Origin of the sequence: Streptomyces sp. NPDC047841 (assembly GCF_040704085.1) — a bacterium.
Classification (GTDB): domain Bacteria; phylum Actinomycetota; class Actinomycetes; order Streptomycetales; family Streptomycetaceae; genus Streptomyces; species Streptomyces argyrophylli.
The window spans coordinates 181,558-195,387 of the sequence record NZ_JBEYRP010000010.1 but is presented as its reverse complement, the minus strand read 5'-3'; the positions used below and the strand labels follow the sequence as shown (position 1 = coordinate 195,387).

Annotated in this window: 10 protein-coding genes; 2 read left to right on the top strand and 8 right to left on the bottom strand. The window is 71.7% G+C overall.

The window, feature by feature from the left end; translation table 11 throughout:
• Window positions 1-4: 4 nt before the first annotated feature.
• The 7 genes from AB0947_RS18415 to AB0947_RS18385 form a co-directional block, all read right to left on the bottom strand.
• Window positions 5-1,831: a branched-chain amino acid ABC transporter permease gene (locus AB0947_RS18415; RefSeq protein WP_366751367.1), complete on the bottom strand. Its 1,827-nt coding sequence runs from the start codon at window positions 1,829-1,831 to the stop codon at window positions 5-7.
• Between the two features lie 5 nt (window positions 1,832-1,836).
• Complete coding sequence (locus AB0947_RS18410) at window positions 1,837-2,766, bottom strand: branched-chain amino acid ABC transporter permease (RefSeq protein WP_366751366.1); 930 nt, start codon at window positions 2,764-2,766, stop codon at window positions 1,837-1,839.
• Between the two features lie 110 nt (window positions 2,767-2,876).
• Window positions 2,877-4,109, bottom strand: a complete 1,233-nt coding sequence (locus AB0947_RS18405) for a branched-chain amino acid ABC transporter substrate-binding protein (RefSeq protein WP_366751365.1) — start codon at window positions 4,107-4,109, stop codon at window positions 2,877-2,879.
• 290 nt (window positions 4,110-4,399) lie between these two features.
• Window positions 4,400-5,035: a Tat pathway signal sequence domain protein gene (locus tag AB0947_RS18400; RefSeq protein ID WP_366751364.1), complete on the bottom strand. Its 636-nt coding sequence runs from the start codon at window positions 5,033-5,035 to the stop codon at window positions 4,400-4,402.
• Entirely contained in the window at window positions 5,032-5,463 is a 432-nt protein-coding gene (locus tag AB0947_RS18395) for a hypothetical protein (protein WP_366751363.1), read from the bottom strand. The genes AB0947_RS18400 and AB0947_RS18395 overlap by 4 nt, the downstream gene beginning before the upstream one ends.
• A 69-nt stretch (window positions 5,464-5,532) precedes the next feature.
• Window positions 5,533-6,024, bottom strand: a complete 492-nt coding sequence (locus AB0947_RS18390; protein ID WP_366751362.1) for a hotdog fold thioesterase — start codon at window positions 6,022-6,024, stop codon at window positions 5,533-5,535.
• A gap of 46 nt (window positions 6,025-6,070) precedes the next feature.
• The gene (locus AB0947_RS18385) at window positions 6,071-8,383 is read right to left on the bottom strand and encodes an FdhF/YdeP family oxidoreductase (protein ID WP_366751361.1); all 2,313 of its coding nucleotides are present in this window, start codon (window positions 8,381-8,383) and stop codon (window positions 6,071-6,073) included.
• Between the two features lie 667 nt (window positions 8,384-9,050).
• On the opposite strand from AB0947_RS18385, the gene polA reads away from it, so the two are divergent.
• Both polA and AB0947_RS18375 read left to right on the top strand, forming a co-directional pair.
• Window positions 9,051-11,777, top strand: coding sequence for a DNA polymerase I (gene polA, locus AB0947_RS18380; protein WP_366751360.1), 2,727 nt, complete (start codon window positions 9,051-9,053; stop codon window positions 11,775-11,777).
• A 651-nt stretch (window positions 11,778-12,428) separates the two neighbouring features.
• Window positions 12,429-12,839: a hypothetical protein gene (locus tag AB0947_RS18375; RefSeq protein ID WP_366751359.1), complete on the top strand. Its 411-nt coding sequence runs from the start codon at window positions 12,429-12,431 to the stop codon at window positions 12,837-12,839.
• On the opposite strand, the gene AB0947_RS18370 is transcribed toward AB0947_RS18375, so the two are convergent.
• Window positions 12,748-13,617, bottom strand: a complete 870-nt coding sequence (locus tag AB0947_RS18370; protein ID WP_366751358.1) for a DUF4184 family protein — start codon at window positions 13,615-13,617, stop codon at window positions 12,748-12,750. The two genes, AB0947_RS18375 and AB0947_RS18370, sit on opposite strands and share 92 nt — an antisense overlap.
• Window positions 13,618-13,830 lie beyond the last annotated feature (213 nt).

The following is a 13,830-nucleotide window of genomic DNA, read 5'->3' as shown; positions in this document are numbered from 1 at the left end:
GTGGTCAGGCCCCCGCCTTCGTCAGGAGGGTGGGTGCTTCCGCCTCTTCGTGGAATTCGAGCTGGCGGCGCCGGTTGGGGATGAGGCCCTCGGGGCGGAACCGCATCAGCAGGATGAGTGCGACGCCGAAGGCGAAGAGCTGGTAGTTGCCGAGGAACTGGAGTTTGTTGGGGATGAGGAAGAGCAGGGCGGCGCCGATCAGGGGGCCGCTGATGGTGCCCATGCCGCCGAGGACGACCGCGGCGAGCAGGAAGGCGGAGTTGGGCGGGATGGGGCCGGCGAACAGGTATTGCTCGGGGGTCACGGTGTAGGTGACGTGGGCCTGGACGGTGCCGGCGAGTCCGGCGAGGGAGGCGCCGACGGCGAAGGCGATGAGCTTGACGCGGAAGCCGTTGATGCCCATGGCGAGGGCGGCCGTCTCGTCCTCGCGGATGGCGACCCAGGCGCGTCCGATGCGGGAGTTGCCGCTGCGGCGGAAGACCAGGACCACGACGGCGGTGATGATGAGCATCAGGAAGAAGTAGTTGGCGAAGCGGCCGATGGTGAAGCCGGCCATGTCGTGCTGGGCGCCGAAGTCGAAGCCGAGGACGTCGAGGTTGGGGATGGAGGAGATGCCGTTGGAGCCGTTGGTGAGGTCGGGTCCTGAGGTGCCGTCGAGGTTGTTGGCGGTGATGCGGAAGATCTCACCGAAGCCGAGGGTGACGATGGCGAGGTAGTCGCCGCGCAGCCGGAGGGTCGGGGCGCCGATGAGCACGCCGAAGACGAGGGAGGCGGCGGCGCCGACGAGTACGGCGGCCCAGAACGGGAAGTGCACGTCGAAGGGTGAGCTGGGGGAGCCGGAGACCAGGGCCGCGGCGTAGGCGCCGACGCCGAGGAAGGCGACGTATCCGAGGTCGAGGAGGCCGGCGAGGCCGACGACGATGTTCAGGCCGAGGGCGACGGTGGCGAAGATGAGGATGTAGACGCCGAGGGTGGCGTACTGGTCGTTGGTCTGGGTGAAGGGGAACAGCGCGGCTGCGACGAAGGCGCCGCAGGTGGTGATGTTGGTGTGCCGGGAGGCGATCTGCGAGGCGTGGGCGATGAGGCCGGCCTTGTTGAGGGCGGCGAAGCCGAAGCCCGCGGTGATCAGGAAGCCGATGAACAGTTCGTCGTACTCGGTGCCGATGCCGTAGGTGAAGACGACGAGGCCGAGGGTGAGCATCGCGACGATGACGAGGATCTCGGCGTACGAGGGCAGGGTGGGGACGGGCCGGGGGGTGCCGGCGGCGAAGACCGCCTTGGTGGTCTCCCACGTGTGGGCGGCGCCGTGCTTGAACTTCTCCCAGCCGGTGTCGTCGGGGTCGATCGGTTCGGGTTCGGGTCGCTGGAAGGGCAGGGCGAGGGCGCCGGCGAAGGCGGCGAGGCTGCCGAGGGCGACGAGGAAGCCGCCGGGTTCGAGGTTGACGAGTCCGCCGAGCTCGGTGCTGATCGCGAGGACCGTGTACCAGCTGGTGGCGAAGGTGGCGAGGGTGGCGAACCGCAGGGCGGCGTCGGGGCCGGCGGGGGCCAGCCATGCCAGGCCGCGGACGCCGTAGGAGGCGAGGGCGTAGAGGGTGGCGAGGAGGGCGCCGATGAGGACGAGGACCTGGAGGCCGCCCGGGTAGCCGTAGACGGTGAGGTCGCCGGGGAAGTCGGCGGTCCAGGTCCAGGCGCAGAAGGTGGAGACGATCGTCAGCGCGCTGCCGCCGAGGGCGAGGGCGCGGGCGGCCTTCTCGGGCAGGGGGAGCAGACCGGCCGGGGCGTCGGTCTTGCGGGCGCTGGGTGTGTCGGGTGCGGTGGTCTGTGTGGTCATCGGTCTCACGCCCTGTCCGCGACGCGCTCGCCGAGCAGGCCCTGTGGCCTGAACAGCAGTACGAGGATGAGGAGTACGAAGGCCCAGACGTCGGCCCAGGACTGGCTGCCGAACTTGTCCATGCCGGGGATGTCGGCGATGTAGGCGGTGGCCAGGGTTTCGGCGACGCCGAGGACCACGCCGCCGATCATGGCGCCGTAGATGTTGCCGATGCCGCCGAGGACGGCCGCGGTGAAGGCCTTCAGGCCGAGGATGAAGCCCATCCGGAAGTTGATCTCGCCGTACTTCAGGCCGTAGGCGACGGCTCCGACGGCGGCGAAGGCGGCGCCGAGCGCGAAGGCGATGACGATGATGCGGTCGGTGTTGACGCCCATCAGCTTGGCGGTGTCCGGGTCCTGCGCGGTGGCCTGCATGCCGCGGCCGGTGCGGGTCTTCATCACGAAGTAGGCGAGGACGGCCATGCTGATCGGGGCGGCGACGACGAGGAAGATGTCGCCGGTCTGGATGGTGACGCTGCCGATGTCGAAGGGGCCGCCGGAGATCTGCGGGAAGGTGCGCGCGGACTTCGCCTCGGGGTACCAGGCCCATACGGCCTGCTGGAGTGCCAGGGAGAGGCCGATGGCGGTGATCAGGGGGGCGAGACGCGGGGCGTTGCGGAGTGGCCGGTAGGCGAATCGTTCCGCTCCGACGGCGATGGCGACGGCGACGAGGACGGCGCCGATGATCATGAGCGGCAGTGCGATCCACATGGTGGTGCCGCCGGGGAGCCAGAGCCAGACGGTGAGAGCGCCGAACGCTCCCGTCATGAATATCTCGCCGTGGGCGAAGTTGATGAGCTGGACGATGCCGTAGACCATTGTGTAGCCGATGGCGACCAGCCCGTACATGGATCCTAGTAGCAGGCCGTTGACCAGCTGCTGCGGCAGTTCGTTCACCGCATGTCCTCCGAGCGTTCGGAAAGTGCGAGGGATGTGGCCGGATGCGAGTCCGCGCGGGGCGCCAGTGGAACAGCGCCCCGCGCGGCTCGTGGGGGGTTCGGGCGGGATCAGCCGGTGTAGGTACCGGACTTGACGGGGGCCCAGGCACCGTTCTTCACGGCGTACACGGTGAGCTGCTTGTTGGTGGCGTCACCGTACTCGTCGAAGGAGACCTTGCCGGTCACGCCGTCGAAGGCCACGCCCTGCATGGCCTCGGTGACCTTGGCGCGGGCGTCGGAGGGCAGCTTGCCGCCGTTGGCGTCGACGACCTTCTTCACGGCCTCGATGATCGCCCAGGCGGAGTCGTAGGCGTAGCCGCCGTACGCCGAGTACTCCTCCTTGTAGCCGGCGTCCTTGTAGTCGGCGACGAACTGCTTGGCGGAGGGCAGGTCCTCGACCGGGGCGCCGACGGAGGTGGCGAGGTCGCCGGTGGCCTCGGAGCCCGCCAGCTTCATGAAGGTGTCGTCCTTGATGCCGTCACCGCCGACCAGCGGGATCTTGGCGCCGGCGGCCTTGATCTGCTTGCTGAGCGGGCCGGCCTGCGGGTACTCGCCGCCGTAGTAGACGACTTCGGCGCCGGAGTTCTTCACCTTGGTGGCGATCGCGGAGAAGTCCTTGGCGTCGGGGTTGATGTGCTCGGTGCCGACCACCTTGCCGCCGAGCTTCTTGAACTCCGTGGTGAAGGTGGCGGCGAGGCCGGAGCCGTAGGTCTTCTTGTCGTCGATGACGAAGACCTTCTTCTTCTTGGCGGTGTTGAAGACGTACTGGGCGGCGAACGGGCCCTGGATGGCGTCCGTGGTCGCGGTGCGGAAGTACGCCTTGTAGGGGCGGACCTTCTTGTTCTGCCAGTCCGGGCCCTGGGTCAGGGCGGGGCCGGTGTTGGCGGGGGAGACCTGGACGAGCTTGGCGTCGTCGAAGACCTTCTGCATCGACTCGGCGACCGAGGAGTTCAGGGGGCCGACGACGCCGAGGACGTCCTGCTCGGAGACGAACTTCGAGGCGTTCTGCTGGCCGGCGGACGGCTGCGCCTGGTCGTCGAGGGATTCGATCTTGAAGGTGACGCCCTTGACGAGCTTCTGCTTGTTGGCGTTGCGGACGGCGAGGTCCGCGGAGTTCTTGATACCGAGGCCCATGGCGGACAGGTCGCCGGTCAGGGGGGCGTCGACGCCGATGACGACGGTGCTGCCGCCGTTGCCGGAGTCGGATCCCTTGTCGCCGCTGTCGCGCGAGCCGCAGGCGGTGAGGGTGAGCGCTCCCGCCGCCAGCGCGGCGGTGATGGCGATAAGCGAACGTTGACGCACGATCAGTCCTTTCCCCAGGCACAACCGCCTCCCCGTGGAAGCGGCCGAGTCGCGCGCCGCGCTGAATTGGACAATCCGAAGGCGCGGTGACTGGCCGTGACTCTAAGCGTGTGTGGGGAACGTGGAGGAGTGTCTGACCGAGGCTGTGACGCTCTTGTTATGACACGACGTAATGCAGAGCGGTACGCGGTGGGGTGGAAGGTGGAATTCAGGTGGATTCGCACCGTCCGCATTGTGAGAACCCGCAGGACCCGCCTTGATCGATCCAGGCGTCTCAGCCGTTTTGGTGATTACCTAATTTTGTTGCCGCAGGCTACGTGCAGGGCGTGTGAGAGGTCCTGTGCGTAACGGGGGCCCAGGATGAAGCTCTGTGCCTGTATTGCGCGCGTATTACGCAGAGTTACGTCCAGGAAAGGAAGTCCGGCGTTCTTGGGGACTTTCTCGCATTCCGTGACGTGCATCGTGATCGCGACCTTGCGGGCGGAACCGGACTTCGTCCGAAACGGAGCAGGTGGCTCCGTATCCAGGGACAGCCCCGCGTACGGCTGGCTCACCCGGACCAAGGTGACCGGCGGCCCCGAGGCCACGCTCAGCAGTACGGCGAAGCTGAAACTGCGCGGCGGGGCGCCCGCGGGAGTGGTCCGGGCGTCCAGGTAGGTCATGTCCACCACCTGCGCGGGGTAGGGGACTTGGGCGTGCGCGCGGTCCTCGCGCGGGGGTGGCCGATGCGGCCTGGTGGCGTACAGATAACCGCCGCCCGCCAGGGCGACGGCCGCGGCGGCGAGGGCGACGACGATCCGCCGCCGGCGGGCGTACCAGGCGGTCAGGGCGGCGCGTGTCCGGCCGGGCGGACGGGAGTTCCGCGGCCGGCGGCCGTCCCACGCGCGCGTGCCCTCGCCGGGCTCCGGCGGGCCGATACCGCTCATGTCCAGGGGCCTCCGCTCGGGGTCCCGTGGCGGTAGCGCGCGGTACAGGCCGCGCGGGCCTGACGGTTCATCAAACGCTCTGCGGCGTCCGTGCCTTGATGCTGCCGCGCGGAGCGTCCCGCCGTCACGACGTCCACGAGGATCTGGTACTGCCCGTGGGACAGGCCCATCGACTGGTAGTCGCCGTAGGTGTCGTCGGCGAGCATCCTGCGGGCCCAGTAGGTGACGAGCCTGGTGCACAGGTCGGCGTCCGAGGCCGGCCGTGCCGTGGCCGAATCCGTGGCCGAATCCGTGGCCGTGGCCGGGGTGGGGGAGGGAGCGGAGCCGTCCGGTCCCGTGCAGCCCGTCGTGCACAGCAGCGCCGGCAGTGCCAGCCCGAACACCAGGAACCCCACCACCCCCGGCCGGGGGCCTCCTCGCCGTCCCATGTCCCGAAGCTAGAGGGAGGGAGGGCGAGGGGCAACGGTCCGGCGGGGGCCGGAGAGGAGCAACCCGGCTCAGCTCGCGGTGGGTTCGGCGGGCGCCGCGTCGCCCGGCCGGACGTCGCGCAGCAGGCAGGTCAGCCGGGCGGTGCAGACGCGGCGGCCCTCCTCGTCGCTGATCACGATCTCGTACGTCGCCGTCGACCGGCCCCGGTGCACCGGCGTGGCCACGCCCGTCACCAGGCCGGAGCGGACCCCGCGGTGGTGCGTGCAGTTCAGGTCCACCCCGACCGCGATCTTCGAGACACCGCCGTGCAGCATGGAGCCGACCGAGCCCAGGGTCTCCGCCAGCACCGCGGAGGCGCCGCCGTGCAGCAGGCCGTACGGCTGGGTGTTGCCCTCCACCGGCATGGTCCCGACGACCTTGTCCGCCGAGGCCTCCAGGATCTGCACGCCCATCCGCGTGCCCAGATGCCCGGCCGAGAACAGGGCGGGCAGGTCCACGCCGAGCGCCGTGTACTCGTCGAGGACCTCCTGCGGGAACTTCACGTGCTGCTGCTCGCCCATGGGCCGGCTCCGTTCGTCGTCCACCTTCTGCTCACTGAGCAAACGCTCAGTCGGTCGCCGATTGTTCCAGACGGCTCCCGGCGGTACCGGTGTGCTCCTCCAGCCGTACGACGACGGACTTGCTGGCCGGGGTGTTGCTGGTGTCGGCGGTGGCGTCCAACGGCACCAGCACGTTCGTCTCGGGGTAGTACGCGGCCGCGCACCCCCGGGCCGTCGGATACAGCACGACCCGGAAACCGGGCGCCCGCCGCTCCACCCCGTCCCGCCACTCGCTCACCAGATCGACGTACGACCCCTCGGCGACCCCGAGCGACCGGGCGTCCTCGGGGTGCACCAGCACCACCCGGCGCCCGCCCGTGATGCCCCGGTACCGGTCGTCCAGGCCGTAGATCGTGGTGTTGTACTGGTCGTGCGAGCGCAGGGTCTGCAGCAGCAGCCGGCCCTCGGGCAGCGCCGGGTACTCCACCGGCGCCGCCGTGAAGTTCGCCTTGCCCGTGGCGGTCGGGAAGCGCCGCTCGTCGCGCGGGGCGTGCGGCAGCGCGAAGCCGCCGGGCCGGGACACGCGCGCGTTGAAGTCCTCGAAGCCGGGGATCACGCGCGCGATGCGGTCACGGACGGTCGCGTAGTCCTTGGCGAACTCCTCCCACGGCACGACGCTTCGCTCGCCGAGCACCCGGCGCGCGAGACCGCAGACGATGGCCGGCTCGGAGCGCAGGTGCGGGCTCGCGGGCCGCAGACGCCCGCGCGAGGCGTGCACCATGCCCATGGAGTCCTCGACCGTCACGAACTGCTCGCCGCCGTCCCGGACGTCGCGTTCGGTCCGGCCCAGCGTGGGCAGGATCAGCGCCCGCGCGCCCGTGACCACGTGCGAGCGGTTCAGCTTCGTCGACACGTGCACGGTCAGCCGCGCGCGGCGCATCGCGGCCTCGGTGACCTCCGTGTCGGGCGAGGCGGAGACGAAGTTGCCGCCCATGGCGAAGAAGACCTTCGCCTCGCCGTCGCGCAGCGCGCGGATGGCCCGTACGACGTCGAAGCCGTGCGCGCGCGGCGGCGCGAACCCGAACTCCTTCTCCAGGGCGTCCAGGAACGCCGGCGCGGGCCGTTCGAAGATGCCCATGGTGCGGTCGCCCTGCACGTTGCTGTGCCCGCGCACCGGGCACACGCCCGCCCCCGGGCGGCCGATGTCGCCGCGCAGCAGCAGGAAGTTGACCACCTCGCGGATGGTCGCGACGGAGTGCTTGTGCTGGGTGAGGCCCATGGCCCAGCAGACGATGGTCCGCCGCGAGGCGAGGACCATGCCGAGGGCCCGCTCGATCTCCGCGCGCGTGAGGCCGGTCGCGGTCAGCGTCTCCTCCCAGTCGGCGGCCCGCGCGGCCCGCGCGAACTCCTCGAAGCCGTGGGTGTGCTCGCGGACGAACTCCTCGTCGACCGCGCCCTCGGTCTCCAGGATCAGCTTGTTGAGCAGCCGGAAGAGGGCCTGGTCACCGCCGATGCGGATCTGCAGGAACAGGTCGGTGAGGGCGGCGCCCCTGATCAGGCCCTGCGGGGTCTGGGGGTTCTTGAAGCGCTCCAGGCCCGCCTCGGGCAGCGGGTTGACGCTGATGACCTTCGCGCCGTTCGCCTTGGCCTTCTCCAGCGCCGACAGCATCCGCGGGTGGTTCGTGCCCGGGTTCTGGCCCGCGACGATGATCAGGTCGGCCTTGTACAGGTCCTCCAGCAGGACGCTGCCCTTGCCGATCCCGATGGTCTCGGCGAGCGCCGACCCGGACGACTCGTGGCACATGTTCGAGCAGTCCGGCAGGTTGTTCGTGCCCAGCTCGCGCGCGAAGAGCTGGTACAGGAACGCGGCCTCGTTGCTGGTGCGGCCCGAGGTGTAGAAGACGGCCTCGTCCGGGGAGCCGAGGGCGGCGATCTCCTCGGCGACGATGTCGAAGGCCCGCTCCCAGGAGACCGGCTCGTAGTGCGTGCCGCCCTCGGGGAGGTACATGGGGTGCGTGAGCCGGCCCTGCTGGCCCAGCCAGTAGCCGCTGCGGCCGGACAGGTCCGCCACGGAGTGCGCGGCGAAGAACTCGGGCGTGACCCGGCGCAGGGTGGCCTCCTCGGCCACCGCTTTCGCGCCGTTCTCGCAGAACTCCGCCGTGTGCCGGTGGTCCGGCTCCGGCCAGGCGCAGCCCGGGCAGTCGAAGCCGTCCTTCTGGTTCACGCGCAGCAGCGTCAGCGCGGTGCGCTTCACGCCCATCTGCTGCTGGGCGATGCGCAGCGTGTGCCCGATGGCCGGCAGCCCCGCCGCCGCGTGCCGGGGCTCCGCGACCTGCGGCGCGTCCTGGACCGGATCACCCTTGGGCGGCTTCGTCGCCATCGCACGCTCCCCTTCGACTGCGCGTGACAAGTACGCCGACGATCCTCCCACGCCCCGCCGACAACGCCGCCGGACGGACCGGACGGACCGGACGGGAGGCGGCGGCATCGCTTGCGGGGGGCCTACGGCGTTTTCCGCGCAGGCCGAGGTGCGCTCTTGCACGGGCGGTGCCGCGTTGGCTCGGGCGGGCTCTGCGGGGGGTGTGCGCGGGTCCTGTGGCGTTGGCTGGCGGCGGTTCCACGGGGTGTTCGCGTGGGCTGGCGGCTCCCGTTGGCCGGGTCGTACGGCATCGGTTCGCGTCGCAGCGCCCGTTGCACGAGTCGAGGTGCGCTCCTGCGCGGGCTCCACGGCACCCGCTCGCGCCGGCTCTACGGCGTCGTTTGCGCGGGGCGACGGCACCCGCTTGCGTCTGCCCCGCCGCGCGCCCTCACTCGGCCCCGCCGCGCGCCCTTGCTCCCGCCCCGCTGCGCCCGCTCGCGCCTGCCCCGGCGAGCCCCGACGCGCCCGCTCGCTGACCCGCCCCCCCACCGCGCCCGTCTGCTCGCACGCCCCGTCGCGTTCGTCTGCGCGCGGTCCTCGTCGCCGTGAGCGACCGGGAGGCGACCGGCTGTGGCCCGCGGGAACCGGGCGGCCCGCGCTGTCAGTGGGTCGTGGCAGGATCGGGGACGTGGCAGAGACAGCATCGAAGCAGACCGACAAGACCCCCGGCGGCTCACGTCCCCGGCTGATGCTCATGGACGGGCACTCGCTGGCCTACCGCGCGTTCTTCGCGCTGCCCGCGGAGAACTTCACGACCGCGACCGGCCAGCCGACGAACGCGATCTACGGTTTCGCGTCGATGCTGGCCAACACCCTGCGTGACGAGGCGCCCACGCACTTCGCGGTGGCCTTCGACGTCTCCCGCAAGACCTGGCGCTCCGAGCGGTTCACCGAGTACAAGGCGAACCGCTCCAAGACCCCGGACGAGTTCAAGGGCCAGGTCGAGCTGATCGGCGAGCTGCTCGACGCGATGCACGCGCACCGCTTCGCCGTCGAGGGCTACGAGGCGGACGACATCATCGCCACCCTCGCCACCCAGGCCGAGGCCGAGGGCTTCGAGGTGCTGATCGTCACCGGCGACCGCGACTCCTTCCAGCTGGTCACCGAGAACACCACCGTGCTCTACCCGACCAAGGGCGTCTCGGAGCTGACCCGGTTCACTCCGGAGAAGGTTTTCGAGAAGTACGGATTGACGCCCGCCCAGTACCCGGACTTCGCGGCACTGCGCGGCGACCCGTCCGACAACCTCCCCGGCATCCCCGGCGTCGGCGAGAAGACCGCCGCGAAGTGGATCAACCAGTTCGGCTCCTTCGCCGAGCTCGTCGAGCGCGTCGAGGAGGTCAAGGGCAAGGCCGGGCAGAACCTCCGCGACCACCTGGAGTCCGTCAAGCTCAACCGCCTGCTCACCGAGCTGGAACGCCAGGTCGAGCTGGAGAAGACGGTCGCCGACCTGGAGCGGGCCCCGTACGACCGCAAGGCCGTCGCGATGGTCCTGGACACCCTGGAGATCCGCAACCCGTCGCTGCGCGAGCGGCTCTTCGCCGTCGACCCCGGCACGGAGGAGGCCGAGGCCGCCCCGGTCGTCGCCGACGGCGTCGAGATCGACGGTGCGATCCTGCGCACCGGCGAGCTGGCCCCCTGGCTCGCCGAGCACGGCGCCGGGCTCCTGGGCGTCGCCACCGTCGACACCTGGGCGCTGGGCGCCGGCTCGGTCGCCGAGGTCGCCTTGGCCGCGGCCGGGGGAGCGGCGGCCTGGTTCGACCCGTCGGAGCTGGACGAGGCCGACGAGAACGCCTTCGCCGCCTGGCTGGCCGACGCGGCCCGCCCCAAGGTGTTCCACAACGCCAAGGGCGCCATGCGCGTCTTCGCCGAGCACGGCTGGAGCGTCGAGGGCGTGCGCATGGACACCGCGCTCGCCGCCTACCTGGTCAAGCCCGGCCGCCGCTCCTTCGACCTGGACGCGCTGTCGCTGGAGTACCTGCACCGCGAGCTGGCCCCCGCCGCGGCGGCCGACGGCCAGCTCGCCTTCGGCGCGGACGAGAGCGCCGAGGCCGAGGCCCTGATGGTCCAGGCCCGCGCCGTCCTGGACCTCGGCACGGCCTTCGAGGACCGCCTGGAGGAGGTCGGCGCCGCCGACCTGCTCCGCGACATGGAGCTGCCCACCTCCGCGCTGCTCGCCCGCATGGAGCGCCACGGCATCGCGGCGGACCGGCCGCACCTCGAGGCGATGGAGCAGATGTTCGCGGGCGCCGTGCAGCAGGCCGTGAAGGAGGCGCACGCGGCCGCCGGCCACGAGTTCAACCTGGGCTCGCCCAAACAGCTCCAGGAGGTCCTCTTCGGCGAGCTGGCGCTGCCCAAGACGAAGAAGACCAAGACCGGCTACACCACGGACGCCGACGCCCTGGCCTGGCTCGCCGGCCAGACCGACAACGAACTGCCCGTGATCATGCTCCGGCACCGCGAGCAGGCCAAGCTGCGGGTCACCGTCGAGGGCCTGATCAAGACCATCGCGGGTGACGGCCGCATCCACACCACGTTCAACCAGACGGTGGCCGCGACCGGGCGTCTCTCCTCCACCGACCCCAACCTCCAGAACATCCCCGTCCGCACGGACGAGGGCCGGGCGATCCGCCGGGGCTTCGTGGTCGGCGAGGGCTTCGAGTCCCTGATGACCGCCGACTACAGCCAGATCGAGCTGCGCGTCATGGCCCACCTCTCCGAGGACGCGGGCCTGATCCAGGCGTTCACCTCCGGTGAGGACCTGCACACCACGGCCGCCTCCCAGGTGTTCGGCGTCGAGCCGGGCGCGGTCGACGCGGAGATGCGCCGCAAGATCAAGGCGATGTCGTACGGCCTGGCCTACGGCCTGTCCGCGTTCGGCCTCTCCCAGCAGCTGAACATCGAGGCGGCCGAGGCCCGCGCCCTGATGGACGCGTACTTCGAGCGCTTCGGGGGCGTGCGGGACTATCTGCGCCGGGCGGTCGACGAGGCCCGGGCGACCGGCTACACGGCCACGCTCTTCGGCCGCCGCCGCTACCTCCCCGACCTCAACAGCGACAACCGCCAGCGCCGCGAGGCGGCCGAGCGGATGGCCCTCAACGCGCCGATCCAGGGCACGGCGGCGGACATCGTGAAGATCGCCATGCTCAAGGTGGACAACGCGCTGAGGGAGGCGGACCTCAGGTCCCGCATGCTCCTCCAGGTCCACGACGAGATCGTGCTGGAGATCGCCCCCGGCGAGCGGGCGGCGGCGGAGGAGATCGTCCGCCGTGAGATGGCGGGCGCCGTCCAGCTCAGGGCTCCGCTGGACGTCTCCGTGGGCGTCGGCCCGGACTGGGAGTCGGCGGCCCACTAGCCGACGGCGCGTGGGGGGTGACCGAAGCGAGGCGGGCGTCGCGGCCAAGACCGACCCGACAGCTCCGCCACGACGGCGATCACCCCCCTCGACGCGGCTCGGCGGCGTCCCCTCTATGCGGCCTGGCGGTCTCCCCTCCACGTGGCCCGGCGGCGCCCCCACGACGCGGCTCAGCGACCTATACGCGGCCGGCGGTCCCTCCTCTACGCGGCCCGGCGTCGCCGCCCCCACGTCGCGGCTCGGCGTTGCCGCCCCTGCGAGGCAGTCCGGCTGCCTCCACGATGCGGCCCTGCGTTGCCGCTTCCACGAGGCAGCCTCGGCGGTCCCCACGTCGCGGCCGGCGTCGCGTCCACGAGGCAGTCCGGCGGCCCCACATCGCGCCCCGGCGTTGCCGCCCCCGCGAGGCAGTCCAGCGGCCCCCACAACGCAGCCTGGCGGCCACCCACAACGCAGCGGCCCCTCACCGCGCAGCCCGGCGCCCCCCACCACGCGCCCCGACGGCGCCACCCCCACCGTCCCGGCCGCCTCGCCCCCGCCCTCACCGACCCACCCGGGCTCGAACACCCGGCCGATCCCCCAGAGGGGTTCGTCACAACCCGAACGGACCCCGCCAGAACGCCTCCCACCCTCCGCAGCCGCAACACTGCGGGCATGGGTATACGCATGCTTCACCGCCGGACGCCCGAGGCATCAGCCGGGGTCTGGGCGGACACCGCCTCGACGCAGGCCGTGCCCGCCGCGCCGGTGCCGGCCCTCGCGGCCGACGCAAGCACCGCCCGCATCCCGGCCGACCTGGCCACGACCGTCCGCAACGTCCCCAAGGACCTCCGGCGCAGGATCGCCGGCCGCGCGGCCCGCACCACCGACTGGCGTCAGTGGGCCTACCTGGCCCGCGGCTATGCCGCCCTGGTCCTCACCCTGATCCCGAGATCACGCCCCCGGCCGACGCTCACGGTCTTCGTCGCCTCCGTCACCGAGCGACCGGCCGCCCCCGGCCCGCACCGACCACCTCACCGGGACCCCCTGGACCCCCGGGACCGTCGGCCGGACGCCAGACCCTGACGCCGACGGCGTACAGCAGCAACCCCACGACCAGCCCGGCGCCCACCCCGAAGCACAGGGTGGGCACCAGCTCCCACGGTCCCGCGGCCGTACCCCGTCGCTCCCACCATCCCGCCGAGCGCTGCACCGCCCCGGCCAGCGCGCAGCCGCCGATCAGCGTGAGCGCCCGGCACCGGTCCCGCACGGACAGCACCGGCACCCCCGCCGGCACCCCGTCCGGCGCCCGCCGCAGCGCGCGTACCACGAACACGGTGATCACCACGGCAGCCGCCGCCGACGAGCCGTACTGGAGCCACGTGAACAGCGGCACGCCCGCCGGACGGTCCCGCCCGATGGCCGGAACCAGCCGTGTGCCCCACCGGTCGTGATGCGTGAACGCGTCCCACACCACATGGGTGAGCGCGCCGAGCACCGCGGAGGCGTACCACCACCCCGTCGACCCGGCCCGTACCCGCGCGCGGGGGGCACCGCAGCGCAGCAGGGCGGCCGGCCGGCCCTGCCGGGCCCGTGGCAGCAGCGCGGGCAGCGGCTCCCGCACCAGCAGCCACAGCCCCGCCAGGGCCCAGGCGATGAGCACGTCGACGGTGAGGACGCCTGCGAACGCGTGCGTGACCGCGCCGAACTGCATGCCGCCCGGCAGCACACCGGCCGCGTAGTAGGGCATGTCGGGCGCGAAGGAGCCGGCGACGAGCACCGCCGGCACCAGTGGGCCACGGCCGCTGCCGTCCCGGCGGATCGCGGGCAGCACGGCCGCCGCGTGACTGAGCGTGAACGGCACCGGAGCCCCCTGGAGCGGTCGGCGCCCCGGAACCAGGCGCCGGTGATCAGGTCAGCCCAGTATGCGTGACCGCCGCCCGGGGCGGGGCGGGCAACGACAGTTGGCCAACCGGTGAAATCCGGGCGTGAACCGGTGCAGGTTCCAAGCAACTTGTCGTAGGGTCACCTGCGTCGCCGTGCGGGCGCACGGCCGTACACCCGTCGCACGGAGGGA

What these genes read in the sequence shown, in the direction of transcription:
- AB0947_RS18375 (WP_366751359.1), top strand. Translation starts at nt 12,429, where the DNA reads ATGGGTATACGCATGCTTCACCGCCGGACGCCCGAGGCATCAGCCGGG.
- AB0947_RS18395 (WP_366751363.1), bottom strand. Translation starts at nt 5,463, where the DNA reads ATGGGACGGCGAGGAGGCCCCCGGCCGGGGGTGGTGGGGTTCCTGGTG.
- AB0947_RS18415 (WP_366751367.1), bottom strand. Translation starts at nt 1,831, where the DNA reads ATGACCACACAGACCACCGCACCCGACACACCCAGCGCCCGCAAGACC.
- AB0947_RS18400 (WP_366751364.1), bottom strand. Translation starts at nt 5,035, where the DNA reads ATGAGCGGTATCGGCCCGCCGGAGCCCGGCGAGGGCACGCGCGCGTGG.
- AB0947_RS18385 (WP_366751361.1), bottom strand. Translation starts at nt 8,383, where the DNA reads ATGGCGACGAAGCCGCCCAAGGGTGATCCGGTCCAGGACGCGCCGCAG.
- AB0947_RS18390 (WP_366751362.1), bottom strand. Translation starts at nt 6,024, where the DNA reads ATGGGCGAGCAGCAGCACGTGAAGTTCCCGCAGGAGGTCCTCGACGAG.